This is a genomic window from Mesonia aestuariivivens (genome assembly GCF_019311235.1).
GTDB classification, from domain to species: Bacteria; Bacteroidota; Bacteroidia; order Flavobacteriales; family Flavobacteriaceae; genus Mesonia; species Mesonia aestuariivivens.
This window is the reverse complement of sequence record NZ_JAHWDF010000003.1, coordinates 121526-145285: the sequence shown is the minus strand read 5'-3', so window position 1 is coordinate 145285 and position 23760 is coordinate 121526. Positions and strand designations below refer to the sequence as shown.

Sequence of the window (23760 nt, the reverse complement as noted above, 5' to 3'; positions counted from 1 at the left end):
AATTATTTTGAAGCCGTATAAATGGTGGCCACACCAAAAGTTTGAGGCTTATCTTTTGTATTAGTAAACCCAATTTTCTTTAAAATATTGTTGAACTTTTCGCCATAAGGAAAAACTGCAGCGCTATCGCTTAAATATTTATAGGCAACTTTGTCTTTAGAAAACACTTTTCCGATGGTTGGTAAAATATACTTGCAATGAAAATTATAGCCCTGTTTAAAAGGAAATTTTGTAGGGACAGACGTTTCTAAAACTACAAAAATACCTCCGGGTTTTAATACTCTAAAAATTTCTTTTAATCCGTTTTCTAAAGTTTCAAAATTTCTTACTCCAAAAGCTACGGTAATGGCATCAAAACTATTATCTTCAAAAGGTAAATTTTCAGAATCTCCCTGAATCATTTTAATTTTTTCAGAAAGAGAAGATTCTTCAATTTTTTTTCTTCCTACATTCAGCATACCTTCAGAAAGGTCTAAACCTACTACATTAGGGATGCCATTTTGTGCCATGCTAATGGCTAAATCACCAGTTCCTGTAGCAATGTCTAATGCATTTTTAGGTTGAGTGTCACTTATTAATTTAATTACTTTTTTTCTCCAAGAAGTATCAATACCAAAAGAAATTACTCGGTTTAGACCATCGTAATTTTCAGAAATATTATCAAACATCTGTTCTACCTGCTTTTTCTTAGTAAGCTTAGAATCTTTATACGGAGTAACGTTTTTAGACATAGCAAAAATTTCTACAAAGATAAGGTTTATGTAGTAGATTTAGCTTTATCATTTAAAAAATTGCAGTAGAAGCTTTTACTTCATATTTATAAAATAACCTATCTTTGTTCCTTTGTCAAATAGTTCATCTTTATATGAAAATAATTATTGCGGGAGCAGGAGAAGTGGGTTTTCATTTAGCAAAATTGCTTTCTTTTGAATCTCAAGATATTACCTTAATAGATAACGATAAAAACAGGTTAGAATATGCAGATACGCATCTGGATATTAGAACCGTTAAAGGTGACGCTACTTCCATTAAAATTTTGAATGATGCTCAAATAAATGGTGTAGATCTACTTATAAGTGTAACTTCTAGTGAAACTACTAACATTACGGTTTGTGTGTTAGCCAAACAATTAGGCGCCAAGCGTACGGTGGCTAGAATTTCTAATACCGAATTTTTAGAAAATAAAGATGAAATAGGATTTAAACGTTTTGGTATAGATGAGTTAATTTCTCCCGAAGCGCTGGCAGCAAAAGAAATAAAACTACTTTTAGATCAGTCTGCTTTTAACGATACTTTTGAATTTGAAGATGGAGCGTTAACGATGGTAGGTTTTAAACTATCTAATAATGCATCTTTTGTTAGGAAAAGTGTGAAGCAAGCCGCAGAGATTTTTCCTGAATTACATTTTGTGCCTATTGCTATTCAGCGTTTTAGTACTCAATACACGTTAATACCCCGTGGAGATACTCAATTTAGAGAAGGAGATCAGGTGTATTTTATTACTACTCCAGACGGTGTAGAAGAGCTTTTTAAACTTACTGGCAAAGTAAAACAAGATATTAAAAATATCATGATTTTAGGCGGAAGTAAAATAGGAAGAAGAACCGCTAAAGATTTAAGTGAAGCAAAATTTAATGTGAAACTTATTGAAAATGATAGAGAAAAAGCCTTTGAACTTGCCGATGAATTACCGAAAGTGTTAGTAATTAGCGGAGACGGTCGTAATGTAGAATTAATGGAAGAAGAAAATATTCATGATATGGATGCTTTTATTGCTTTAACCGGTAATTCTGAAACCAATATTATGTCTTCTTTGGTGGCAAAATCTAAAACCGTTAGAAAAACAATTGCTTTGGTAGAAAATATGGACTATTTTCAACTAAGTCATTCTATCGGTATAAATACTTTAATCAATAAAAAACTCTTAGCAGCAAACAATATTTTTAGGTATGTAAGAAAAGGAGAGGTCGTAGCCATGACCAAACTGAATAATATGAATGCCGAATTATTAGAGTTTATTGTTAATTCATCCTCTAAAGTTTGTAATAAAAAAATTATAGATATAGACTTGCCTCGTTCTGCAATTATAGGTGGAGTTGTTAGAGACGGAGAAGGTCTCATCGCTTTAGGGAATTTCAAAATTCTTGAAGGTGATCGAGTAGTGGTTTGTTGTTTGCCAAGATCTATTAAGAAAGTAGAAAACCTCTTCTTATAATGCCAAAACTTAACTACAAAATTATTTTGCATATTATGGGGCTACTGTTGGTTTGCAACGGTGGGTTTATGGTTATAGCGTGTTTGGTGAGTTGGTATTTTGCAGATGGTGTAACTGTTCAAATTTTGGGAGCTGCTGTTACCACGATGTTAGCAGGAATGGCATTAATGTTTTTTACACGTCATCATCGTAAAGAAATGAAAAAACGTGAAGGTTATATTATTGTAACTTTCGGTTGGGTTTTTATGACTTTAAGCGGTATGCTGCCTTATCTTTTTTCTGAAGCTATACCAACGGTAACTAATGCTTTTTTTGAAACCATGTCTGGTTACACCACCACTGGAGCAACTATATTAAATGATATTGAAGTAGTGCCAAAAGGAATTCTTTTTTGGCGTAGTCTTACCCATTGGATTGGCGGTATGGGAATTATTGTTCTTGCCGTTGCCATTTTACCACTTTTAGGAATTGGTGGTATGCAGCTATTTGCAGCTGAAGCTCCCGGACCTAGTGCAGATAAGTTGAAACCAAGAATTAGAGATACGGCTAAACGGCTTTGGTTTATTTATGTAGGCTATACTTTTGCAGAAACTATTTTGCTGAAAGTAGCTGGTATGAGTTTCTTTGACGCTATTAATCATTCCTTAAGTACTTTATCTACAGGTGGTTTTTCTACAAAAAATGCAAGTGCAGCTTATTGGAATGATCAGCCTATGATTCAATACATCTTAATATTGTTTATGTTTTTAGCAGGAACAAATTTTGTATTAAGTTATTTCAGTTTTAAAGGTAAAGTTCAGCGCGTATTAAGAGATGAAGAGTTTAAATGGTATTGTATTTTTGTATTTGGCTTTACCGCTATCGCTGCTTTACTTATTTATTATAACGCAGATGTAGGAGTTTCTTCAATTGCTCACCCTATGGTTTGGGGAGAGGCAGAAAGTGCTTTTCGTCATGCTTTATTTTCAGTATTAACGGTAATTACAACCACAGGTTTTGTTTCAGCAGATTTTAGTTTATGGACTCCTTTTCTGACAATTTTTTTCTTCGGGATGTTTTTCTTGGGGGGGTCAGCAGGATCTACTGCGGGTGGTGTGAAAGTCGTGCGGCATATTATTATGATTCGTAACGGGATTACAGAATTTAAAAGAACACTGCATCCCAATGCTATTTTACCAGTACGTTATAACGGTAAGAGTATTAAGGGTGAAATTGTATTTAATATTTTGGGCTTTTTTATTTTATATATGTTGGCTTTTATTATAGGTGCTATAGGTTTGGCTTCGTTAGGTTTAGATTTTCCTACATCCATTGGTGGTGCGGCTTCTTCTTTAGGAAATATTGGTCCAGCATTTGGTGCTTTAAGTCCGGTGAATAACTTTGATGCTTTACCATCTCCTGGTAAATGGTGGTGTTCATTTTTAATGCTTATTGGAAGGTTAGAACTGTTTACAGTACTTATTATTTTAACGCCTTTCTTTTGGAGAAATAGATAAATAAAACTTGAAAAATATCTTAACAAAAAAGCCTTATCAATTTAATAAGGCTTTTTTTAATAATATTATAATGTGTTATTTTTAACTTAAAGCTTCTTTAATTTGAGCAATAGCATTTTTAATATTTTCTTCGCTTGCAGCATAAGAAATTCTAATACAATCAGGGTTGCCAAAAGCTTCGCCAGTTACTGTAGCAACCTGAGCTTCTTCCAATAAATACATGGAAAGATCGGTGGCGTTTTCAATTTTTGTTCCTTTAAATGTTTTACCAAATAAAGCAGAAACATTTGGGAAAACGTAAAACGCACCTTCAGGTTGGTTGCATTTAAATCCTTCAACTTCACTTAACAAGTCTAAGATTAACGTGCGTCGTTCTTTAAACTTATCAATCATGTATTTAATTTTGCTTACTGGAGCTTTTAACGCAGTAATGGTAGCGCGTTGTGCTATACAATTTGCACCACTCGTAATTTGACCTTGTATTTTGTTACAAGCTCTAGCAATGTAAGAAGGAGCGCCAATATAACCAATTCTCCATCCTGTCATAGCAAATGCTTTAGAGACACCATTTACGGTAACGGTACGATCGTACATATCTTCAAACTCAGCCATAGAGGCGTGGCCTTCAACAAAATTTATATGTTCGTAAATTTCATCACTTACCACAATAATTTGAGGATGCTTTTGTAAAACATCGGCTAAAGCTCTTAATTCTTCTTTACTGTAAAGAGAACCGCTCGGGTTACAAGGAGAACTAAACCAAAGCATTTTTGTTTTTGGAGTGATTGCAGCTTCTAACTGATTAGGGGTCATTTTAAAATCATTCTCGATAGAAGTTTTTACTTCTACCGGAATTCCTTCAGCAATTTTTACAATGTCTTTATAACTTACCCAATATGGGCAAGGCAAAATAACTTCATCTCCTGCATTTAACATCACCATCGCTACATTAGCTAACGATTGTTTTGCTCCTGTAGAAACTACAATTTGAGAAGCATCGTAGGTTAGGTTATTATCTCTTTTAAATTTTTCAATAACGGCTTCTTTCAATTCCGCATATCCATCTACCGGAGTGTAAGAATTATAATTATCATTAATTGCTTGTATCGCAGCTTCTTTAATGAAATCTGGAGTGTTGAAGTCTGGTTCTCCCAAACTTAATCCAATAATATTTTTGCCTTCTGCTTTTAATTCTCTGGCTTTAGCAGCCATCGCCAATGTTGCAGAAGTTTCTAATTTATTAATTCTTTCAGAAAGTTGTTTTTGCATGGTTGTGTTAAAAGTTAAGTTTATAAAGCTACTGCAGGTTTTGCTCCCATTTCTCTTAGATGCTTAAAATGAGCTATTATAGCAGCTCTGGTAGTTTTGTATTCGTGATAAGGAAGGTTACATTCATTAGCTGTTTCTTTCACTATTTTTGAAATGTTTGAATAATGAATATGGCTAATGTTTGGAAAAATATGGTGTTCTACCTGATGATTTAACCCTCCAGTAAACCAGTTAACAATTTTATTTTTAGTTGAAAAATTTACCGTTGTAAATAATTGATGAATAGCCCAAGTATTTTTCATAGATCCTTTTTCATCTGGTAAAGGCATTTCTGTGTTTTCAACTACGTGCGCTAACTGAAAAACAACACTCAATATGAGTCCTGCTGTATAATGCATAATAAAGAAGCCTAATAAAATTTTCCACCAAGAAATATTTAAAATAAGCATAGGTAAAATAATCCAAATTGCGATATAAAGTGTTTTTGTGACGGCTAAAGTGCTCCACTGCTTAATCGGGCTAGGCATTTTTCCGTAGGCTAATTTTCTTTTTAAATACCTTTTCGTTTGTTTGAAATCTGTAGTAATTACCCAATTAAACGTAAGTAATCCATATAGAAAAACAGAATAATAATGCTGAAATTTATGAAATCGATACCATTTTGAATGTTGGCTGAAACGTATAATTCTACCCGCTTCCAAATCTTCATCGTGACCATGAATATTAGTATAGGTATGGTGTAAAACGTTATGTTGTACTTGCCAGTTATAAACATTACCAGCAAGAATATACATGCTACCTCCCATGATTTTGTTTACCCATTTCTTTGATGAGTAAGAACCGTGGTTGGCGTCGTGCATAACATTCATGCCAACTCCAGCCATACCAATACCCATTACTACGGTTAGAAGAAGCATCCACCACTGAGAAATATCTAGGGTGAGCATAAGAAAATAAGGAGATAAAAAAAGAGAAAACATGATAATGGTCTTCAGGTGAAGCTTCCAGTTGCCTGTTCTTTTAATATTATTTTCTTTAAAATAGTTATTTACCCTCTTATTGAGAGTTCTAAAGAACTTCGCAGAGTCTACTCTAGAAAATTTTATAGAATTTTGTATCATTTTGTTAACTTAAATATTTTCAAAGGTAAAAATTAATCGCTTTAAAAGCTTATTAGATATCATAAACCTTTTTGATAAATTAAAATAACTTATTTTTAAATTCTTATATAGTACCACTTAGAATATGTTAGCAGCAATATCATTATTTGTAATTATAACACTTTCAGCATTATTAACTAAAGTTGCTGCTATCGCTTTAATGCATACGGGACTTTCTACAGATGTGGCTAAATTTCAAGCAAGATCTGCCTACACGGGTTCTGGTTTTACGTCTGCTGAGAGTGAAAAATTATTAAACCATCCTGTTAGAAGAAAAATTATCTATGTCTTAATGTTAGTAGGTAATGCCGGTATTATTACGACGCTTTCTTCTTTAATATTAACTTTTGTGTTACCTAGTAATCGAAGTTCTTTATTGTACAGTATCTTAATTTTATTAGTGGGGCTAACTTTACTTTGGCTAGCTATAAAAAGTAAAATTGTAGATAAATGGCTTTCTAAAGTGATAGATAGAATGCTTAAGAAGTATACTAAAATAGATGTTAAAGATTACGCAGCAATACTTCATCTCTCTGGTGAATATCAAATTTCAGAATTAAGAGTACGAAAGGGGAGTTGGTTAGCAAATAAAAATTTATTAGAACTAGATTTAAAAAGTGAAGGGATTAATGTTTTGGGAATTAAAAAAGAAGATGGTAATTATATTGGATCTCCTAACGGCGATAATGTAATTCTTGTAAATGATATTATTACGATGTATGGAAAAGCAGAAGTATTTAGAAATTTAGATGCTAGAGATGATGATTTTTTAGGAGATTGGAATCATAATAAAATTGCAGCTAAAGAAAATTTAGATAAAGAAAGTAAACATTAAATGTATAAATATTAATAGATAACCTTTAATTTTGCCGTAAAATAAGCTTTAACCCATGAATGAAGTATTAAACTACTTTCCGAATTTAACTGATCAGCAAAAACAGCAATTCACTCAACTCAAAGATTTATACAAAGACTGGAATCTTAAAATTAATGTAGTTTCTAGAAAAGATATAGATGAAATTTATTTGCGTCACGTATTACATTCTTTAGGGATAGCTAAAATTCAAAATTTTAAACCAGGATCTTCTGTTATGGATGTAGGTACTGGTGGTGGTTTTCCGGGTATTCCTTTGGCAATACTTTTTCCTGAAACTCAATTTCATTTAGTAGATAGTATAGGGAAAAAAATTAAAGTGGTGAATGAAGTGAAAGAAGGTTTAGGGCTTGAAAATGTAAAAAGCTCTAATTGCCGAGTAGAAGAAATAGACGAACAATATGATTTTATTGTAAGTAGAGCTGTCGCGCAAATGGAAACTTTTGTGCATTGGGTAAAAGGAAAAATAAAAAAGAAAAGTGTACACGAACTCAAAAACGGAATTTTATATTTAAAAGGTGGTGATTTGTCTGAAGAGTTAGCAAAATATAAAACCGCCAAGATTTATAATCTCTCTGATTACTTTGAAGAAGATTTTTTTGATACTAAAAAAGTAGTTCATCTCCCTATGAAATATAAAGGATAATTGAAATCCAAAATAAAAAAGCCTCGCAATTTGCGAGGCTTTTTTATTTTGGATGATAAAATATTAATCCATAAACGGATATCTATAATCTGTTGCTGGTACAAAAGTTTCTTTAATTAATCGTTGAGATACCCAACGTTGTAAGTTTAATTTAGAACCTGCTTTGTCGTTAGTTCCGCTGGCTCTTGCGCCACCAAATGGTTGTCTTCCAACTACAGCTCCAGTACATTTATCGTTAATGTAAAAGTTACCTGCCGAGTTTTGTAGTATATCGGTTGCTTGTGCAGCAGCGTAACGGTCTTTAGAGAAAACCGCTCCGGTTAATGCATAAGCACTAGTGTTGTCTACCTCAACTAAAGTTTCTTCCCACTTTTCATCTTCGTAAACATAAATCGTTACAACAGGCCCGAATAACTCAGTTTCCATTGTTGTGTAATGTGGGTCTGTCGTTACGATTACTGTTGGTTCAACAAAATAACCTACAGACTTGTCGTAATTACCACCAATAATAATTTCTGCTTTCTTATCTTTTTTAGCTTGGTCAATATACTTTGCTAATTTATCGAAAGAACGCTCGTGGATCACCGCATTAATAAAATTGCCCATATCTTCAGGAGAACCCATTTTAAAAGATGAAATATCTTCAATTAATTCTTCTTTAATCTGTGGCCATAAACTTTTCGGTAAATAAATTCTTGAAGCGGCACTACATTTTTGGCCTTGATATTCAAAAGCACCTCTAGAAATAGCGGTAGAAACTTCTTTGGTGTTTGAAGATGGGTGTGCGATAATAAAATCTTTACCTCCAGATTCTCCTACTATTCTTGGATAAGTCTTATAAGTATGAATATTCTGACCAATTTTTGCCCAAATATCTTTAAAGACTTTAGTGCTTCCTGTATAATGAATACCAGCAAAATCTGGACTTTTTAATATAGTATCGGTAATCATTTCAGGATCTCCCATCACCATATTAATAACGCCATCAGGAACTCCAGCTTCTTTGAATACTTGCATTAAAATTTGAGCAGAAAACATTTGGCTGTCACTAGGTTTCCAAATTGCTACGTTCCCCATTAATGCCGGAGCAGATGGTAAATTACCAGCGATTGCGGTAAAGTTAAACGGAGTAATAGCGTAAACAAAACCTTCAAGAGGTCTGTGTTCTACACGGTTCCAGGCGGTTTCGTCAGATTCTGGTTGATCGTTGTAAATTTCAGACATGTATTCTACGTTAAAACGCAAGAAATCTGCGATCTCACAAGCAGAATCTATTTCAGCCTGAAAAATATTTTTAGACTGCCCAATCATCGTTGCTGCGTTTAGTTTATAGCGATAAGGGCCTGAGATTAGATCGGCAGCTTTTAAAAATACGGCTGCGCGTTGTTCCCATTCTAATTTAGCCCATTTTTTACGAGCTTCTAAAGCAGCATCTATTGCTTTTTCAATATGTTTTTTTTCAGCCAAATGATAAACACCTAAATTGTGCTTATGATCATGTGGCGGGTGCATCGTCGCTGTTTTTTTAGTTCTTATTTCTTCAGCACCAATATAAAGAGGAACATCAGCTTTTTTATTATATAAATCTTTATAAGTTAGTAATACTTCTTCTCTTTCCGGGGTCCCGGGAGCATAACTTTTTATAGGTTCGTTATGTGCTGGCGGAACTTGAAAAAATCCTTTCCCCATAATTCTATTTTGGTTTTTTATTTATTAATATTTGTTTTGATAAAGATAGCTAAAATCTAAGAACTTAAAACTCATAGAAATTTAAGGTTTTATTAATTTCTGTTAAGTTTTATTAAGACTGAAGTAGTTATGTTATTTTTGAATTTATGTGTACCGTATCTTTTATTTCTTTAGGTTGTCATTCTAAAAAATTTATTTTTACCTCTAATAGAGATGAAGCGAGTGACCGTCCAACCTTAGCTCCTCGTATTTATAACGAAAATGGTGTGAAATTACTTTACCCGAAAGATAAAATAGCTGGTGGTACTTGGGTTGCAGTTAGTGAGAAGTCTAAATTAATTTGTTTGATGAACGGAGCCGAATATGCTCATGAACGCAAAGCGAGTTATAAAAAGAGTCGAGGAGTGGTGTTAAAAGAGCATTTATTAGCCTTAGACTTTAATGAAATGGTAAGTAATTATGAATACAATGAAATTGAGCCATTTACCATAATTTATATTTCTTGGCATTCTGAAATTAAAATTCAGCAGTTGGTGTGGGATGGGGATGAGGTAAAAAATTTTCCGCTAGAGGTTAAAGCGCATATTTGGTCGGCATCGATGACGTACAATTCAGAAATGAAAAAAGAGCGTCACCAATGGTTTAATGATTTTATAGCTGAACACGATCTAAAGCATTTAACAGCAAACGAGGTTTGGGAATTTCATCATCAGGCAGGGAAAGATGATGCTGAAAATGGATTTATAATTGATCGTGGTTTGTTAAAAACCACAAGCGTAACGCAACTTTTAACCCAAGGCAATAAGATAAGTATGAAATTTGAAAATCTTCTAAAAAATGAAGTGACTGAAGAGAAACTTAATTTAACGCAATAGGAGCGCTAAGTTTAAAGGAAGGAATTTCAACTTTAAACTTTCGTGTAGAAGTAAAATTAATCATATCGTAATAACCGCTCATCGCTCCAAACGGAGAAGTAATTTGGCATCCGCTGGTATAGGTATGCGATTCCCCAGGTTTTAAAACTGGTTTTTCGCCAATAACACCTTCACCTTTAACGATTAGATTCTTATTTAAGGCGTCTTTAATCTTCCAAAATCTAGAATTCAGTTGAACCGAATCATTGCTTTGGTTTTTAATAGTGATTTGATAACTGAAGGCAAAATAAATCTTATAGTTTTTCAAGAAAGTGCCTTGAAAACTAGTATTTACTGAAATTTTTATACCTCTAGTTACTTGTTGAATCATAGTATTAAAACGCAAAGATGCTAAAAAAGTTGTTCCTTTGATTTTATATGCTAATATAATAAATATAGCATTTAAAAAAACACAAATTTTAAAAGTGTTTAAAAACCTTTTCTATAAAATATTAGAGCGTGTTTTTTTTTTTTTTTTTTTTTTGAATTTTTTTGATTTGTTGAGGTTGGTATATTTTAATGCTGTTTTTGTTTAAATAAAGTGATGTTCTTTTCAGAAAACTAATTGCTAATATTTCTGCTGTTGGCACTTCCTACACCTATAATTCTATCGTATCTTCCTCCTATTTCTCTATAGTAAGCTAAGATGGTATATTGATTTTCGGTTTCATCAAAATTACCGCTATTAAATCCTTCATTAATACTTTTGTCGGGATTGACTAAAACGTATTTATAATTATAAAACCCTTGCTTAAATAGGCGTTTGCCTTCATAAACTTCGGTTTTGGGGTTAAAGATCATTCGTGTAGATTTATCTATGTTGAAATTATTAAAATTTCCGTAGATATGAATTTGACCATCATTTAGTTTTTCATAATTAGCAAGATAGAAATGAACCCAGGTATATTCAGCTTCAATAGTAGGATCTTCTCCCTGTATGGTGTTTACTTTAAATTGACCGTTAATATCTGGATCGTAAGTATATGGATCATATGATCTATTTTTATCAGTAAATAAATATGTATTATAAATATCTTTAAGTTGAATGCTTCTTACATTCATCGTGGCGGCTCTAACATCTTTGTTATCAAATTCTAAGTATTCGTTACCTCCCCAAAATGCGGCTTTTTGATCATAACGATATACTAATTCATTGCCTAATGAATATTGAGGTTTTAGGTTATAAATAGAGTTTTGTAAATTATTATTTTGAATAATAAGCGTTTTTAGGTTCTGATCTGGGTTTCTAAAAATAATTCGGTCAGCGCCATCTACAGAAAAATAGACCACTTGTTTAGTATCTATATATTTTAAATTTCTTGATCGTTTGATCTCTGCTTTAACGATAGCGATATCTTCATAAACCATAAATTTTCTAGAAAAAACCAATTCTTTATCGTTATTAAAAACCTTTAGCATGTAATTACCGCTAACTTTTAATCTTCTGGTGTTTTTGTTAGGAATAGATAGTGTGTAATGAGAGTAAATTTGAAGCGTGTTAAAAGAATTTTTGTAATTAAGAATCCTCATATTGTCAAAACCTTCCATATATTCATTTTTAGCAAGGTTGGAGGGTTTCCAATCAAAATCATAATGTTCTATGGTGTAGTAGTAATCTGCTTCATCACCAATTAAATCATCAAAAGAAATAGTAAGTGTTTCTCCTAAAGCAATAATAGGGGTTCCGCTAAATTGTGCGTTTCCTTGAAATTGAATTGTTCTTATGTATTCGGGAGGAGTAGTTTCAAGCGCTTGAGAAAAGCTTGATAATGAAGCTGTTAATAAGAATGAAATAAAAATGATTTTTTTCATGAAAATAGATCTGCTGAATTTCGGTTTAAATATAAGTAAAAAGTTTTCTGTAGAAGAGGTTTCTTGAAAATGAAAATGTATTATTTAGAATAATTATAAATTATTATTATTTGGGAAGTTCCATTTAACAAGTTTATAACATCAGGTATTTAATTACTAAATTTGCAACCGCGAATATTAACTGATAACAAAATTATGTCAAAAGACATTAAAGTTAAGAAGGGTCTTAATTTGCGATTTAAAGGAGAGGCAGAGCAAACGCTTGTTGAGGCTCCAAAATCAAAGACCTTTGCTATTAAACCACCAGATTTTCACGGTGTTGTTCCGAAGCTTGTTCTCAGAGAAGGAGCTAAGGTGCAGGCTGGTGAAATTATTTTCTACTCAAAGTATAACGATACGGTTAAATTTTCTTCTCCTGTTAGTGGGACGATTAAAGAAGTTTTAAGAGGAGCGAAACGTCGTGTTTTAGAGATTATTATCGAAGCAGATGCTGTTAATTCTTATAAAGAATTTGGCGTGATGAATGTTGATAATTCTGATGCAGATACGGTTAAAGCTAGAGTTTTTGAAAGTGGATGTGGTGCTTTTATAAAGCAGCGTCCTTATGATATTCTTGCAGACCCAGATGATGCGCCAAAAGCAATTTACGTTTCTGCTTATAATTCAGCTCCGTTAGCTGCAAATGCTGAGTTTATCTTGCAAGATCAAAAAGAAGATTTTCAAGAAGGGCTTAAGGCGTTAAAGAAGTTAACAGCAGGTAAAGTTTATGTTGCAGTAAATGGTAAGTCTTCAAAATTAAAAGATCTTCAAGGTGTTGAAATCTTGAATGTTTCTGGTCCGCATCCAGCAGGAAATGTAGGGGTGCATGTTCAAGAAACTGAACCTATGAATATGGGAGATCGAGTTTGGGTAGTAGGTCCTGAAGATGTTGCAATTATAGGAAGGTTGTTTTTAACTGGAAGATATGATGCGAAAAGAACTATTGCGGTTGTTGGAGCTGATGCTAAAGATAGAAAGTATTTTAAAACCTATTTAGGTGCAAATGTAACAGATTTAGTTGGTGAAGTAAATGAGTCTGAAACTAGAATTATTTCTGGAGATGTATTAACAGGTTTAAAATTATCTAATCACCAATACGTTGGTTTTTACGATAATACTGTTTCTGTAATTCCTGAAGGAAATAATTATAGAATGTTTGGTTGGTTGCCGTTTACTTATAACAATATTCATTCTATGTCTAAAACTTCATTGTCTTGGATGTTCCCGAATAAAAAATATGATGTGAATACCAATTTAAATGGAGAAGAAAGAGCTTTGGTTGTTACTGGTGAAATGGAAGAGGTGATGCCTTTAGATGTTTACCCAATGCAATTGTTAAAAGCTTGTATGACAGGGAATATTGAGAAGATGGAAAATTTGGGTATTTACGAAGTAATACCAGAAGATTTTGCATTAATAGATTATGTAAATACATCAAAAGTTGAAGCGCAAGAAATTATACGTCTTGGGTTAGATTTAATGATTACTGAAGTAGGATAAAAGCACCGTAATATTTATGAAGTGGATACGTCAAAGGCTCGACAAGATGAAAGAGCCATTTTCCAAAGGAAAAAAATACGAAAAGTTCGCTCCCGCAATTAATGCGTTAGATACTTTTTTGTTTGTGCCTAATCACACAACCCAAAGAGGAGCTCACGTAAGAGATGCGGTAGATTTGAAACGAGTAATGATTACTGTAGTCATTGCATTAATACCTGCGCTTATTTTTGGAACCTGGAATGCAGGTTACCAGTATTTAAGTCAGATTCAAGATCAAGTTGGTTTTTGGGAAGCTATAGGAGAAGGCTCAATTAAAGTAGTCCCTATGATTTTGGTTTCTTACATCGTAGGTCTTGGAATAGAATTTGCTTTTGCTATTTTTAGAGGGCACGAAGTGAATGAGGGGTACTTAGTAACAGGTTTACTTATTCCTATGATTATGCCAGTTGATATTCCATTATGGATGGTGGCATTATCTGTAGCTTTTGCAGTTTTAATTGGTAAAGAAGCTTTTGGAGGTACAGGAATGAATATTTTAAATCCTGCACTTACCGCTAGAGCGTTTGCATTTTTCGCTTACCCAACTTATATGTCTGGTAATACCGTTTGGGTGCATAATGCTTATCAAGTAGATGGTGTGTCTGGAGAAACTATTTTAGGGAAATTAGCAGCTGGTACAGATGTGCCTTACAATACGATGGATATGTTTTCAGGGTTAATTCCTGGTTCTATAGCAGAGACTTCTACCGTTTGTATTTTAGCAGGAGCTTTGTTGCTTATTTTTAGCAAAGTTGGTAGTTGGCGAATAATCGTGAGTGGTTTCTTAGGAGCGGCTTTTATGGCTTTTATTTTTAATTTGTTAGGAGGGAGCTATCCTAATAACGATTTAATGAATTTTCCATGGTATAATCACTTAGTTATTGGTGGTCTTGCTTTTGGTATCGTATTTATGGCAACAGATCCTGTATCAGCGGCACAAACATTTAAAGGGAAATGGATATATGGTTTCTTAATTGGTCTTTTTGCAGTAATGATTAGAATTTTTAATCCTGCATACCCAGAAGGAATTATGTTAGCTATTTTATTAATGAACGTTTTTGCTCCAACTATAGATCATTATGTGATTGAAGGGAACATTAAAAAACGTAAGAAAAGAGTTAAAGCACAAGTAAAAACAGCAGTGTAATGGATAGAAGTAGTAACGCATATACATTTATTTTTGCTATCATCATGGTTGTTGTTGTGGGTGCTGTACTAGCATTTACTTCAGAATCATTAAAAGATAGACAGAACGCTAACGTAAAACAAGAGAAAATGCAAAATATCTTGTATACTGTAGGTGTAGATTCAATAGAGCACAACGGAGCGATGGTACCTTTATCTAGACCATTAGCAGAAGCTAATTTCGATAAATTTATTACGAAACAAATTGCGCTTAACAATAAAGGAGAAGTTATAGCCGAAGGAGATAAAGCTTTTAATGTAGATTTAGCTAAAGAATTAGGGAAAGCAGACGATTTGCAAATGTTTCCTTTATATGAAGCTAAAGTAGAAGGTGAAACTTGCTATATTATACCATTAAGAGGTACAGGTTTATGGGGTGCTATTTGGGGTTATATAGCATTAAAAGATGATGTAAATACCGTAAAAGGAGTTGTTTTTGATCATAAAGGAGAAACTACCGGCCTAGGTGGTGAAATTACCAAAGCTTGGTTTCAAGAGCGTTTTCAAGATGAAAAAATCTTTGATGGTTCAGGGAATTTAGTAGGAGTTTCAGTAGTTAAAGGTTACGGAGGTGGTAACAATAAGGACGATAATGCTGTAGATGCAATTTCTGGAGCAACAATTACCGGAGATGGAGTTACTAAAATGATCTCTAGGAGGTTAAAGTATTACTTGCCTTATTTTAAGAAACAAACTGATATGAAAGTAGCAGTAAAATAATATTTTTATGGCTCAAGAAAATAATAATAAGCAAATGTCAGAAAAAGAAGCTAAAAAGAAAGAAATGATTCTTTTCCTATCTAATTCAGAAGAAAAAGAAAGTTTCTTGTCAAAGCAAAATTTAAAGTTACTATCAGATCCTTTAAATGATGATAACCCAATTACAGTTCAAGTACTTGGTATTTGTTCAGCTTTAGCAATTACAGTTCAGTTACAAGCTGCTGTAGTAATGTCTTTAGCCGTAATGGTGGTGATGGCTTTTAGTAATATGATTATTTCGTTAATGCGAAATTTAATTCCTAGCCGAATAAGAATTATTGTTCAGTTAGTAATTGTAGCTGCATTAGTAATTTTAGTAGATCAGGTATTAAAAGCATTTCTATATGATTTAAGTAAACAACTTTCTGTATTCGTTGGTTTAATTATTACCAATTGTATTGTAATGGGGCGTTTAGAAGCTTTTGCTTTAGGAAATGGAGTTTATAAATCATTTTTAGATGGAATTGGAAACGCTGCTGGTTATGGGGTAATTCTAATTATAGTAGCCTTCTTTAGAGAATTGTTAGGTTCTGGTAAACTTTGGGGAATCGAAGTTTTGGGTCATAAAGGAGCAACTATGGCAGATTCTACTGGATTATATGCTTTAGGTTATGAGAACAATGGGCTAATGTTATTAGCGCCAATGGCTCTTATTATAGTAGGACTTGTAATTTGGGTACAGCGTTCTAGAAACAGAAAATTAATTGAAGAAGCATAGTATACTGCTTTAAAAAGATAAATTATGCAAGAGTATTTAAACTTATTTGTTAGGAGTATTTTCATAGAAAATATGATTTTTGCCTACTTCTTGGGGATGTGTTCTTATTTGGCAGTTTCCAAAACCGTTAAAACAGCAGTTGGTTTAGGGGCAGCAGTCATTTTTGTATTAGCGATAACAGTACCTATTAACTTTTTAATGGATCAATATCTTTTAAAACCAGGGGCATTATCTTGGTTGGGTGAAGAATTTGCCAATGTAGATTTAAGCTTTTTAAGTTTTATAATGTTTATCGCTGTAATTGCCTCTATGGTACAATTAGTAGAGATGATTGTAGAAAAATTTGCTCCAGCACTTTACGGTGCATTGGGTATTTTCTTACCTCTTATCGCGGTTAACTGTGCAATTTTAGGAGGCTCTTTATTTATGCAACAAAAAGATTTTTCAGGAATTGGTGCAGCAGCAACCTATGGTTTAGGAAGTGGTATTGGCTGGTTTTTAGCAATTTTAGCAATTGCAGCTATTCGTGAGAAGATTGCTTATTCTAATGTTCCAGCTCCATTAAAAGGCTTGGGAATTACTTTTATCATTACTGGGCTTATGGCTATTGGTTTTATGAGCTTTATGGGTATAAAACTTGATGGTCAAGAAGAATCAGAAGCTGTAGAGTTAGAAACTTCTTCAGTAGAAAAAATAGAGAGTAAAGAGAATAATAGTACTGAGCAGACATTGTCATTTACAGACAATACAAAATTAAATAAGTAAGATTATGACAGTTATAATTGCTAGTGTAGTAGTATTTTTATTATTAATATTATTATTAGTTAGTGTTCTGTTAGGAGCTAAAGCAAAGCTAGTTCCCTCAGGACCTGTAAAAATAAATGTTAACAATGAAAAAGATATTGAAGTAGGTTCTGGAGGTACTTTGTTATCTACTTTAGGTGATAATAAATTATTTTTACCATCAGCTTGTGGTGGTGGTGGTACATGTATTCAATGTAAATGTATCGTTAAAGACGGTGGTGGTACTATATTGCCAACAGAAGAGCCTCACTTTACAAGAAAAGAAATTGCTGAAGGTTGGCGTTTAGGTTGCCAAGTTAAAGTAAAACAGAATATGGATATTCAAATTCCTGAAGAGGTATTTGGTATAAAAAAATGGGAAGCTACAGTGGTTAGAAACTGGAACGTAGCTTCTTTTATTAAGGAATTTGTTGTAGAAATTCCTGAAGATATGGATTATAAGGCTGGAGGATATATTCAAATTGAAGTTCCAAAATGCGAAGTGAAATTTGAAGATATGGACATCAAAGCTCATCCAGAAGAACATCCAGGTGAACCTGATAAATTCCAGAAAGAATGGGATAACTTTAAGCTATGGCCATTAGTAATGAAAAACCCTGAAACAGTAGAAAGAGCTTATTCTATGGCTTCTTATCCTGCTGAAGGTCGTGAAGTTATGCTTAATGTTCGTATTGCAACCCCTCCTTTTGATCGTGCTAAAAACGGTTGGATGGATGTAAATCCAGGAATTGCTTCTTCATATATTTTCTCTAGAAAGAAAGGAGATAAAGTAACTATTTCGGGACCTTACGGAGAATTCTTTATTAACGAAAGTGAAGCAGAAATGTTATATGTCGGTGGTGGAGCAGGAATGGCACCAATGCGTTCTCACTTATATCACCTTTTCAAAACCTTAAAAACCGGAAGAAAAGTAACTTATTGGTATGGTGGTCGTTCAAAAAGAGAATTATTTTACTTAGAACACTTTAGAGAATTAGAAAGAGAGTTTGATAATTTTAAATTTTATATTGTATTATCAGAACCTTTAGAAGAAGATAATTGGAAGGTTAAAGAAGATTTAGATAGTGATGGTGATGGTTTCTTAGGATTCGTACACAACGCTGTAATTGATGAATATCTTTCTAAACATGACGAGCCAGAAGATATAGAATTATATTTCTGTGGACCTCCATTAATGAACAAAGCCGTTCAGAAAATGGGAGAAGATTTTGGTATTCCAGATGAAAATATCAGATTTGATGATTTTGGAGGATAAATCAAATTAGGTTATCATAAAAAAGTTCGGTGTGATCACACCGAACTTTTTTATTTAATAGCATTTTAAAGATTTATAAATTTCTTATAAGTACTAGCAATTAAACTTCTATTTTTGTAATATGAAATCACTATCAGAACAAGAATTACATCAACTAGCCATGAATATTGTAGGCAAAGATTTAGAAGCGAGAGGATTTGAATTTTTAGGTATTAATAGTGCATTAAAAAGGAATCCCCAATTTGTTGCATTAAAAGATAAAAAGCTTCATTTTGTGATTGTTAGAGCTGTTACTTATCCTAAAGATCCCAAGAAAATGGATTTACCTTTGATGGAAAAGATAAAAGAACATGCTTTAAAATTTAATGCTAGTACATTTTATGCTGGCGTAGGCATAGCTAACTCTTTAGATTTGTCAAAAGCCGTAACCTTAGAAGAGGATTATGTAGTTAATTATTCAGGAATTCAAGCTTATTAATAAATGAAAAATATTTTAATTGTTTTATCAATTCTTTTTTTAACTGCTTGCCAGCAGAAAAATAACAAGAAATTTTTTCAAGGAGATGCCTTAGGGACTACATATCATATTACCTTTTTTTCTGATAACGAACTTAATTGGGATAAAGGCTTAGATTCTATTTTTGAGCATGTGAATAAATCTTTGAGTACTTATTTACCAAACTCAGATATTTCTAAAATTAATAAAGGAGATACCACTGTTCAGGTAGATGAAATGTTTAAAGATGTGTTTTTACTTTCAAAAGATATTTTTAAATCTACAGATGGTTATTTTGATCCGACAGTAGGTAATTTAGTAAATGCTTATGGTTTTGGAGCAGAAAATTTAAACCATATCACAGCGAAAAAATTAGATTCTTTATTTAGTTTAGTAGGTTTTCAAAATTATAAACTAACTCCAGATAATCGAATTGAAAAACAATTAGCAAACAGCTATTTAGAGTTTAATTCTATAGCTAAAGGTTATACTGTAGATCGTTTAGCGGTGTATTTAGAAAACAACGGAGTTAATAATTATCTAGTTGAATTAGGTGGAGAACTGCGCGTAAATGGGAAAAATACAGATAGAAATCAAGCTTGGAGAGTAGGGCTAGACAATCCTTATCAAGATGAATTGAATAGAGAAATTATTGCGGTTTTAGAAATGAAAAATCAAGGATTAGCAACCTCTGGTAATTATAGAAAGTTTAGGGTAGATTCTTTAACGGGGGAAAAATTTGTTCATACCATAAATCCCAAAACAGGTAAAGCTGAAAAAAGTAATGTGTTAAGTGCTTCTGTGCTTGCAAAAACTTGTGGAGAAGCTGATGCTTATGCAACAGCATTTATGGCAATGGGTATAGATAAAGCTAAAGAAGTTTTAGAAAATGAAAAAGCTATAGACGCTTATTTAATTTTCACAGAAAACGATAGTACTAAAGTTTTTGTAACTAATAATTTTCAAAAACAATTAATGCCTAATTAAGACACTATCCTGTAAAGTGTGTAAGTTTAAAATACCTTGGGTTTGTCTTTAATTAATATTTAGAGTTAAACCCTTTTATCATATATAGTTAAGAACTGATTAAGAATGATTCCCCAGTTTCTGACTGGCATCGACCATTTTTTAGTTGCTTCTCTTATTGCCAAATATACAGATTTTATAACAGCCTCATCTGTTGGGAATGATAATTTTTTTTGGTGTATTTACGTATTTTTCCATTAAGGTTCTCTATTAGGTTGGTGGTATAGATGATTTTTCTAATCTCTATTGGGAACTCAAAGAATACGGTAAGCTCATCCCAGTTATCCTGCCAGCTTTTAATGGCATAAGATTACTTACTTTCCCACTTTTGAGCAAAATCCTTTAAAGCAGCTTCTGCAGCTTGTTTTGTAGGTGCGTCATAGATATACTTCATATCTTTTGTAAATTGTTTTTTATCTTTCCATACTAAGTATTTACAAGCGTTTCTGATGTGATGTACTACGCATATCTGAGTTTTGGATTCAGGGAAGACAGTTTTGATAGTAGCGGTAAACCCATTGAGATTATCAGTAGCAGTGATAAGTAAGTCTTCTACCCCCTCTAGCTTTCATATCGGTAAGCACACTCATCCAAAAGGCTGCGGACTCCAAAGTCCTAAAACTTCTTTTTTACCATCTCTACCAAGCCCTACAGCTATGTAAGCTGTTTTATTGATTACTTTGGAGTTCTCTCTTACCTTGAAAACAATACCGTCCATCCAGACAATAAGATAAACTGGCTCTAAAGGTCGGTTCTGCCAGGATACAATATCATTTGTAATACGGTCTGTAATCCTTGAAATGGTAGAGGTGGAGACTTCAAAATTATAAACCTCAAGTATTTGCTGCTCAATATCACTATTACTCATCCCTTTAGCATAAAGAGAGATAATCACATTTTCAATACCGTTCACCATATTTTTGCGCTTGGTAACAATCATAGGGTTAAAAGAGGAGTCACGATCTCTAGGAGTGCTTATTTCTGACTCACCAAAGCTGGTTCTCACTTTTTTACTCGTATAGCCATTACGAGTATTGCCAGAGCTACTCTTCTGGTTTTTAACATTATCAAGGTGACTGTCTAGTTCTCCTTCAAGCATCTTCTCGATGCCACGTTTTGTAGTTGCTTTAAAAAGCCTGTTAGTTCCTCTCCGCTTTTAAATTGCTTGAGAAAGTTATCGTTTAATAAATCTTCTTTTTTCATTACTGTGTTTGGATTTAAAATTAAAAAAAAATAGCTTGGGTCATGACCCAAGCTATTTTTTAAACTTACACAGTTAATGAGATAGTGCCCTAATTAACTATTTGGCTTAATGCAAACGGGAATAATTTCGCCTTTTGCTAATCTGTATTTATTTATTAGCTCTTCACTAAGTTCTCTAGTATAGTCTGCTTCTATAACTTCAAAACCGATAGATTTTAATTTATCAAAATAATCACGGCCGTAAATTCTTACATGGTCATATTGTCCAAATATTTTAGCACGTTCTTTAGGGTTGGTGATGCTGTTATCTTCAAAAGTAAATTCTCTTTCTAACTCTTGCGGAATTTGTAAAATAGCAATGCCATTAGGCTTAAGTATTCTATATAGTTCTTGCATTGCTTTTGTATCATCAGGAATATGTTCTAATACGTGATTGCAAAGTATAAAATCATATTCATTATCCTTAAATGGCAAGTTGCAAATATCTGCCTTAACATCGGCTAAAGGAGAGTTTAGGTCTGTAGTGGTATAATTAATATTAGAGAGTTTTCTAAAACGTTTGTAAAAAGCTTGCTCTGGAGCAAAATGTAAGACAGATTTTTCCGAAGTGAAAAAATCTGTCTTATTTTTTAAATAAAGCCATAGTAAGCGATGTCTTTCTAAAGATAAAGTAGAAGGCGATAAAACATTTTCTCGCTGATTTTCATACCCATATGGTAAAAACTTAGAAAAGCTTTTACCATCAATAGGGTCTGTGTAATTTTTACCTTTAAGAAGGCTTACTAAAAAAGGTTTAGCAATATAGCTAGCCTTAATTAATAGAGGTCTAGGTATGGTATTTAATATAGATTTAAATACTTTTTTGATCATATTATACTTTAAGATCTGCCCAGTTTTCTCCTGTTTTAATTCGGTGCAATTGCATTTCAGAAACACCAAATTGTTTGGCAAGAACTTTTAGTCTTGTTTTTCTGTTAGGATCTAGTAATTTCTTTTTAAGAATAGTAGCTTCAGCATAACTTAGTTTTGTATAAGTTCTACGTTTACTTTTTCTTTTAGCAATTACTTTAGGGTTTTTATCTTGGTGTTTTTCCCATTCTTTACGGTTTACCCAAGCTAAGTTTTTGATGTTGTTATCTTTTTTATCATAATTTTTATGAATTACAAAAAGGCCATCTTCTGGTTTTTCTAAAAAGGCTATTGCCATGACCTTGTGTAGGTAAAAGTTCTTGCGTTTACCATCATTCATTTTAGTATTGAATACTTGATAACCATTAATAGAACTTCCTTTTAGAATGACTCCGTTTTTGCTTTTTACAAAATTCATCACTCTACCGGTGCTAGAAATAGCTATTTCATAGCCTTCTGCCCAGTCATCTTCATAGTAATACCGCCATTCTTCAACGAAATTGTTGTCACGGTAAAAGGATTCATTTTTTTCTAAATTCATCTTCTTCTTCGCTTTTAATTCCCAATGATTCATAAATATAATCAAAGGTAGATAGCAATTGGGGGTGACCATCTACCAGGGCGACATCATGTTCAAAATGTGCACTGACTTTCCCGTCTGCAGTAAGGATAGTCCAGCCATCACGAAGTTGTTTGATGCGTTTTGTTCCTAAATTTATCATAGGTTCAATGGCTACTGCCATTCCTTCTACGAATTTTTTACCTCGACCTCTTTTTCCATAATTTGGCATTTCTGGGTCTTCATGCATTTCTTCTCCAAGGCCATGTCCTACAAGCTCTCTTACTACGCCGTACCCATGATCTTCTGCATGTTTTTGTATAGCATAGCCAACATCTCCTACACGATTCCCTAATTTAAATTCTCTAATGCCTTTATATAGAGATTCTTTGGTTACTTTTAAGAGTTTTTTTATTTCTGGTGAAACTTCACCAACTTCAAAAGTATAAGCGTGATCACCATAATATCCATTTTTGAAAGCTCCGCAATCTACAGAGATAATATCTCCTTCCTCTAGGGGCTTATCATTTGGAATTCCATGAACAACTTGAGCATTTGGGCTCATACATAACGAATTAGGAAAACCATACATCCCTAAAAAGCCAGGTTTTGCACCTTCAGACCGAATATACTCTTCTGCTATTTTATCTAGTTGAAGAGTGGTTACACCAGGTTTGATTTCTTTTGCAATTATACCTAAGGTTTTAGATACGATTTGTGCGCTTTCACGCATTAACTCTAGTTGTTCTTTATTCTTGATGATGATCATTAAAAATAGATTCTATTATTTTAAGAAAGAAAATAAACTTTTCTTCTTTTCACTTTTTTTATTAATTTGAGTATTGGTGAGTTCTTGATAAATTTCTCCCCAACCGTAAAACCCTCCTATATTTCTGTCGTCTATAAAGATGTCTGCATTAATTTTTCTACTTAAAGCAGGATCAAATTTTTCTTCTGGATAACTTTTATTTACCGCATAAAACTCAATTCCGTTCTCTTTACAAAAATCTACGGCTTCTTGTAATCGTTCACTATGTCTGTAGGTCCATAAAATTAGCCGATGCCCTTGACTTTCTAATTTCTTCAGCGTTTCAAAAGCAAATATTTTTGGTTTTCCTATTTTAGGATATTTATCTTCAACAATAGTTCCATCAAAATCTACTGCAATGGCTAAAGATTTTATAGTACTCATA

23 protein-coding genes and 1 pseudogene are annotated in these 23760 nt (G+C 33.0%); 13 read left to right on the top strand and 11 right to left on the bottom strand.

Annotated elements, in window-relative coordinates:
* Positions 1-2 precede the first annotated feature (2 nt).
* Positions 3-731, bottom strand: coding sequence for a bifunctional demethylmenaquinone methyltransferase/2-methoxy-6-polyprenyl-1,4-benzoquinol methylase UbiE (gene ubiE, locus KW502_RS03975; protein ID WP_219039241.1), 729 nt, complete (start codon positions 729-731; stop codon positions 3-5).
* Positions 732-865: 134 nt separating this feature from the next.
* On the opposite strand from ubiE, the gene trkA reads away from it, so the two are divergent.
* A complete protein-coding gene (gene trkA / locus KW502_RS03970; protein ID WP_219039240.1) occupies positions 866-2215 on the top strand; it encodes a Trk system potassium transporter TrkA in 1350 nt (449 codons plus the stop codon).
* On the top strand, positions 2215-3711 hold the full coding sequence (locus tag KW502_RS03965) for a TrkH family potassium uptake protein (RefSeq protein ID WP_219039239.1): 1497 nt from the start codon (positions 2215-2217) through the stop codon (positions 3709-3711). Before trkA ends, KW502_RS03965 begins: the two co-directional genes overlap by 1 nt.
* 81 nt (positions 3712-3792) lie before the next feature.
* Here the strand turns inward: KW502_RS03965 and KW502_RS03960 are convergent, their stop codons facing one another.
* Together KW502_RS03960 and KW502_RS03955 are read right to left on the bottom strand one after the other, a co-directional pair.
* Positions 3793-4980, bottom strand: a complete 1188-nt coding sequence (locus KW502_RS03960; protein ID WP_219039238.1) for a pyridoxal phosphate-dependent aminotransferase — start codon at positions 4978-4980, stop codon at positions 3793-3795.
* Between the two features lie 20 nt (positions 4981-5000).
* Positions 5001-6101 (bottom strand): fatty acid desaturase family protein, encoded by a 1101-nt coding sequence (locus KW502_RS03955; protein WP_219039237.1) that lies wholly within the window; start codon positions 6099-6101, stop codon positions 5001-5003.
* A gap of 124 nt (positions 6102-6225) precedes the next feature.
* Between KW502_RS03955 and KW502_RS03950 the strand changes: the two genes are divergently transcribed.
* Together KW502_RS03950 and rsmG are read left to right on the top strand one after the other, a co-directional pair.
* Positions 6226-6975, top strand: a complete 750-nt coding sequence (locus KW502_RS03950) for a TrkA C-terminal domain-containing protein (RefSeq protein WP_219039236.1) — start codon at positions 6226-6228, stop codon at positions 6973-6975.
* 55 nt (positions 6976-7030) lie between these two features.
* Positions 7031-7660, top strand: coding sequence for a 16S rRNA (guanine(527)-N(7))-methyltransferase RsmG (gene rsmG, locus KW502_RS03945; RefSeq protein WP_219039235.1), 630 nt, complete (start codon positions 7031-7033; stop codon positions 7658-7660).
* Positions 7661-7723: 63 nt separating this feature from the next.
* On the opposite strand, the gene pruA is transcribed toward rsmG, so the two are convergent.
* Positions 7724-9349 carry an L-glutamate gamma-semialdehyde dehydrogenase gene (gene pruA / locus KW502_RS03940; protein ID WP_219039234.1) on the bottom strand — a complete coding sequence of 542 codons (1626 nt, stop codon included), beginning with the start codon at positions 9347-9349 and terminating at the stop codon, positions 7724-7726.
* 146 nt (positions 9350-9495) lie between these two features.
* Between pruA and KW502_RS03935 the strand changes: the two genes are divergently transcribed.
* Complete coding sequence (locus tag KW502_RS03935; RefSeq protein ID WP_219039233.1) at positions 9496-10224, top strand: NRDE family protein; 729 nt, start codon at positions 9496-9498, stop codon at positions 10222-10224.
* Here KW502_RS03935 and apaG read toward each other — a convergent pair.
* A complete protein-coding gene (gene apaG / locus KW502_RS03930) occupies positions 10208-10594 on the bottom strand; it encodes a Co2+/Mg2+ efflux facilitator ApaG/CorD (RefSeq protein ID WP_219039232.1) in 387 nt (128 codons plus the stop codon). The two genes, KW502_RS03935 and apaG, sit on opposite strands and share 17 nt — an antisense overlap.
* Positions 10595-10824: 230 nt before the next feature.
* Complete coding sequence (locus tag KW502_RS03925; RefSeq protein WP_219039231.1) at positions 10825-12075, bottom strand: type IX secretion system plug protein; 1251 nt, start codon at positions 12073-12075, stop codon at positions 10825-10827.
* Between the two features lie 195 nt (positions 12076-12270).
* Between KW502_RS03925 and KW502_RS03920 the strand changes: the two genes are divergently transcribed.
* The 8 genes from KW502_RS03920 (at position 12271) to KW502_RS03885 (ending at position 19857) form a co-directional block, all read left to right on the top strand.
* Positions 12271-13614, top strand: a complete 1344-nt coding sequence (locus tag KW502_RS03920; protein WP_219039230.1) for a Na(+)-translocating NADH-quinone reductase subunit A — start codon at positions 12271-12273, stop codon at positions 13612-13614.
* Positions 13615-13630: 16 nt separating this feature from the next.
* Positions 13631-14800, top strand: coding sequence for an NADH:ubiquinone reductase (Na(+)-transporting) subunit B (locus KW502_RS03915; RefSeq protein WP_219039229.1), 1170 nt, complete (start codon positions 13631-13633; stop codon positions 14798-14800).
* Positions 14800-15558, top strand: coding sequence for an NADH:ubiquinone reductase (Na(+)-transporting) subunit C (nqrC, locus tag KW502_RS03910; RefSeq protein ID WP_219039228.1), 759 nt, complete (start codon positions 14800-14802; stop codon positions 15556-15558). The genes KW502_RS03915 and nqrC overlap by 1 nt, the downstream gene beginning before the upstream one ends.
* Before the next feature lie 7 nt (positions 15559-15565).
* Positions 15566-16315, top strand: coding sequence for an NADH:ubiquinone reductase (Na(+)-transporting) subunit D (locus KW502_RS03905; RefSeq protein WP_219039227.1), 750 nt, complete (start codon positions 15566-15568; stop codon positions 16313-16315).
* Between the two features lie 24 nt (positions 16316-16339).
* On the top strand, positions 16340-17080 hold the full coding sequence (gene nqrE / locus KW502_RS03900; protein WP_219039226.1) for an NADH:ubiquinone reductase (Na(+)-transporting) subunit E: 741 nt from the start codon (positions 16340-16342) through the stop codon (positions 17078-17080).
* Positions 17081-17084: 4 nt separating this feature from the next.
* Positions 17085-18374: an NADH:ubiquinone reductase (Na(+)-transporting) subunit F gene (gene nqrF / locus KW502_RS03895; RefSeq protein WP_219039225.1), complete on the top strand. Its 1290-nt coding sequence runs from the start codon at positions 17085-17087 to the stop codon at positions 18372-18374.
* 121 nt (positions 18375-18495) lie between these two features.
* Entirely contained in the window at positions 18496-18852 is a 357-nt protein-coding gene (locus KW502_RS03890) for a DUF8840 domain-containing protein (RefSeq protein WP_219039224.1), read from the top strand.
* A 3-nt stretch (positions 18853-18855) separates the two neighbouring features.
* Complete coding sequence (locus tag KW502_RS03885; RefSeq protein WP_219039223.1) at positions 18856-19857, top strand: FAD:protein FMN transferase; 1002 nt, start codon at positions 18856-18858, stop codon at positions 19855-19857.
* A gap of 175 nt (positions 19858-20032) precedes the next feature.
* On the opposite strand, the pseudogene KW502_RS03880 reads toward KW502_RS03885, so the two are convergent.
* From KW502_RS03880 to KW502_RS03860, 5 genes and pseudogenes are all read right to left on the bottom strand, one after another.
* Positions 20033-20995, bottom strand: a pseudogene (locus KW502_RS03880) (IS256 family transposase).
* Between the two features lie 197 nt (positions 20996-21192).
* Positions 21193-21969: a class I SAM-dependent methyltransferase gene (locus tag KW502_RS03875; RefSeq protein ID WP_255554047.1), complete on the bottom strand. Its 777-nt coding sequence runs from the start codon at positions 21967-21969 to the stop codon at positions 21193-21195.
* A 1-nt stretch (position 21970) separates the two neighbouring features.
* On the bottom strand, positions 21971-22549 hold the full coding sequence (locus KW502_RS03870) for an HNH endonuclease (protein WP_219039222.1): 579 nt from the start codon (positions 22547-22549) through the stop codon (positions 21971-21973).
* Positions 22530-23336 carry a type I methionyl aminopeptidase gene (gene map, locus KW502_RS03865; protein ID WP_219039221.1) on the bottom strand — a complete coding sequence of 269 codons (807 nt, stop codon included), beginning with the start codon at positions 23334-23336 and terminating at the stop codon, positions 22530-22532. Before map ends, KW502_RS03870 begins: the two co-directional genes overlap by 20 nt.
* Positions 23337-23351: 15 nt before the next feature.
* On the bottom strand, positions 23352-23759 hold the full coding sequence (locus KW502_RS03860; protein WP_219039220.1) for a BT0820 family HAD-type phosphatase: 408 nt from the start codon (positions 23757-23759) through the stop codon (positions 23352-23354).
* Between the last annotated feature and the right edge of the window lies 1 nt (position 23760).

Coding starts and splice junctions, on each gene's coding strand:
- ubiE (WP_219039241.1), bottom strand. CDS start 731: ATGTCTAAAAACGTTACTCCGTATAAAGATTCTAAGCTTACTAAGAAA.
- trkA (WP_219039240.1), top strand. CDS start 866: ATGAAAATAATTATTGCGGGAGCAGGAGAAGTGGGTTTTCATTTAGCA.
- KW502_RS03965 (WP_219039239.1), top strand. CDS start 2,215: ATGCCAAAACTTAACTACAAAATTATTTTGCATATTATGGGGCTACTG.
- KW502_RS03960 (WP_219039238.1), bottom strand. CDS start 4,980: ATGCAAAAACAACTTTCTGAAAGAATTAATAAATTAGAAACTTCTGCA.
- KW502_RS03955 (WP_219039237.1), bottom strand. CDS start 6,101: ATGATACAAAATTCTATAAAATTTTCTAGAGTAGACTCTGCGAAGTTC.
- KW502_RS03950 (WP_219039236.1), top strand. CDS start 6,226: ATGTTAGCAGCAATATCATTATTTGTAATTATAACACTTTCAGCATTA.
- rsmG (WP_219039235.1), top strand. CDS start 7,031: ATGAATGAAGTATTAAACTACTTTCCGAATTTAACTGATCAGCAAAAA.
- pruA (WP_219039234.1), bottom strand. CDS start 9,349: ATGGGGAAAGGATTTTTTCAAGTTCCGCCAGCACATAACGAACCTATA.
- KW502_RS03935 (WP_219039233.1), top strand. CDS start 9,496: ATGTGTACCGTATCTTTTATTTCTTTAGGTTGTCATTCTAAAAAATTT.
- apaG (WP_219039232.1), bottom strand. CDS start 10,594: ATGATTCAACAAGTAACTAGAGGTATAAAAATTTCAGTAAATACTAGT.
- KW502_RS03925 (WP_219039231.1), bottom strand. CDS start 12,075: ATGAAAAAAATCATTTTTATTTCATTCTTATTAACAGCTTCATTATCA.
- KW502_RS03920 (WP_219039230.1), top strand. CDS start 12,271: ATGTCAAAAGACATTAAAGTTAAGAAGGGTCTTAATTTGCGATTTAAA.
- KW502_RS03915 (WP_219039229.1), top strand. CDS start 13,631: ATGAAGTGGATACGTCAAAGGCTCGACAAGATGAAAGAGCCATTTTCC.
- nqrC (WP_219039228.1), top strand. CDS start 14,800: ATGGATAGAAGTAGTAACGCATATACATTTATTTTTGCTATCATCATG.
- KW502_RS03905 (WP_219039227.1), top strand. CDS start 15,566: ATGGCTCAAGAAAATAATAATAAGCAAATGTCAGAAAAAGAAGCTAAA.
- nqrE (WP_219039226.1), top strand. CDS start 16,340: ATGCAAGAGTATTTAAACTTATTTGTTAGGAGTATTTTCATAGAAAAT.
- nqrF (WP_219039225.1), top strand. CDS start 17,085: ATGACAGTTATAATTGCTAGTGTAGTAGTATTTTTATTATTAATATTA.
- KW502_RS03890 (WP_219039224.1), top strand. CDS start 18,496: ATGAAATCACTATCAGAACAAGAATTACATCAACTAGCCATGAATATT.
- KW502_RS03885 (WP_219039223.1), top strand. CDS start 18,856: ATGAAAAATATTTTAATTGTTTTATCAATTCTTTTTTTAACTGCTTGC.
- KW502_RS03875 (WP_255554047.1), bottom strand. CDS start 21,969: ATGATCAAAAAAGTATTTAAATCTATATTAAATACCATACCTAGACCT.
- KW502_RS03870 (WP_219039222.1), bottom strand. CDS start 22,549: ATGAATTTAGAAAAAAATGAATCCTTTTACCGTGACAACAATTTCGTT.
- map (WP_219039221.1), bottom strand. CDS start 23,336: ATGATCATCATCAAGAATAAAGAACAACTAGAGTTAATGCGTGAAAGC.
- KW502_RS03860 (WP_219039220.1), bottom strand. CDS start 23,759: ATGAGTACTATAAAATCTTTAGCCATTGCAGTAGATTTTGATGGAACT.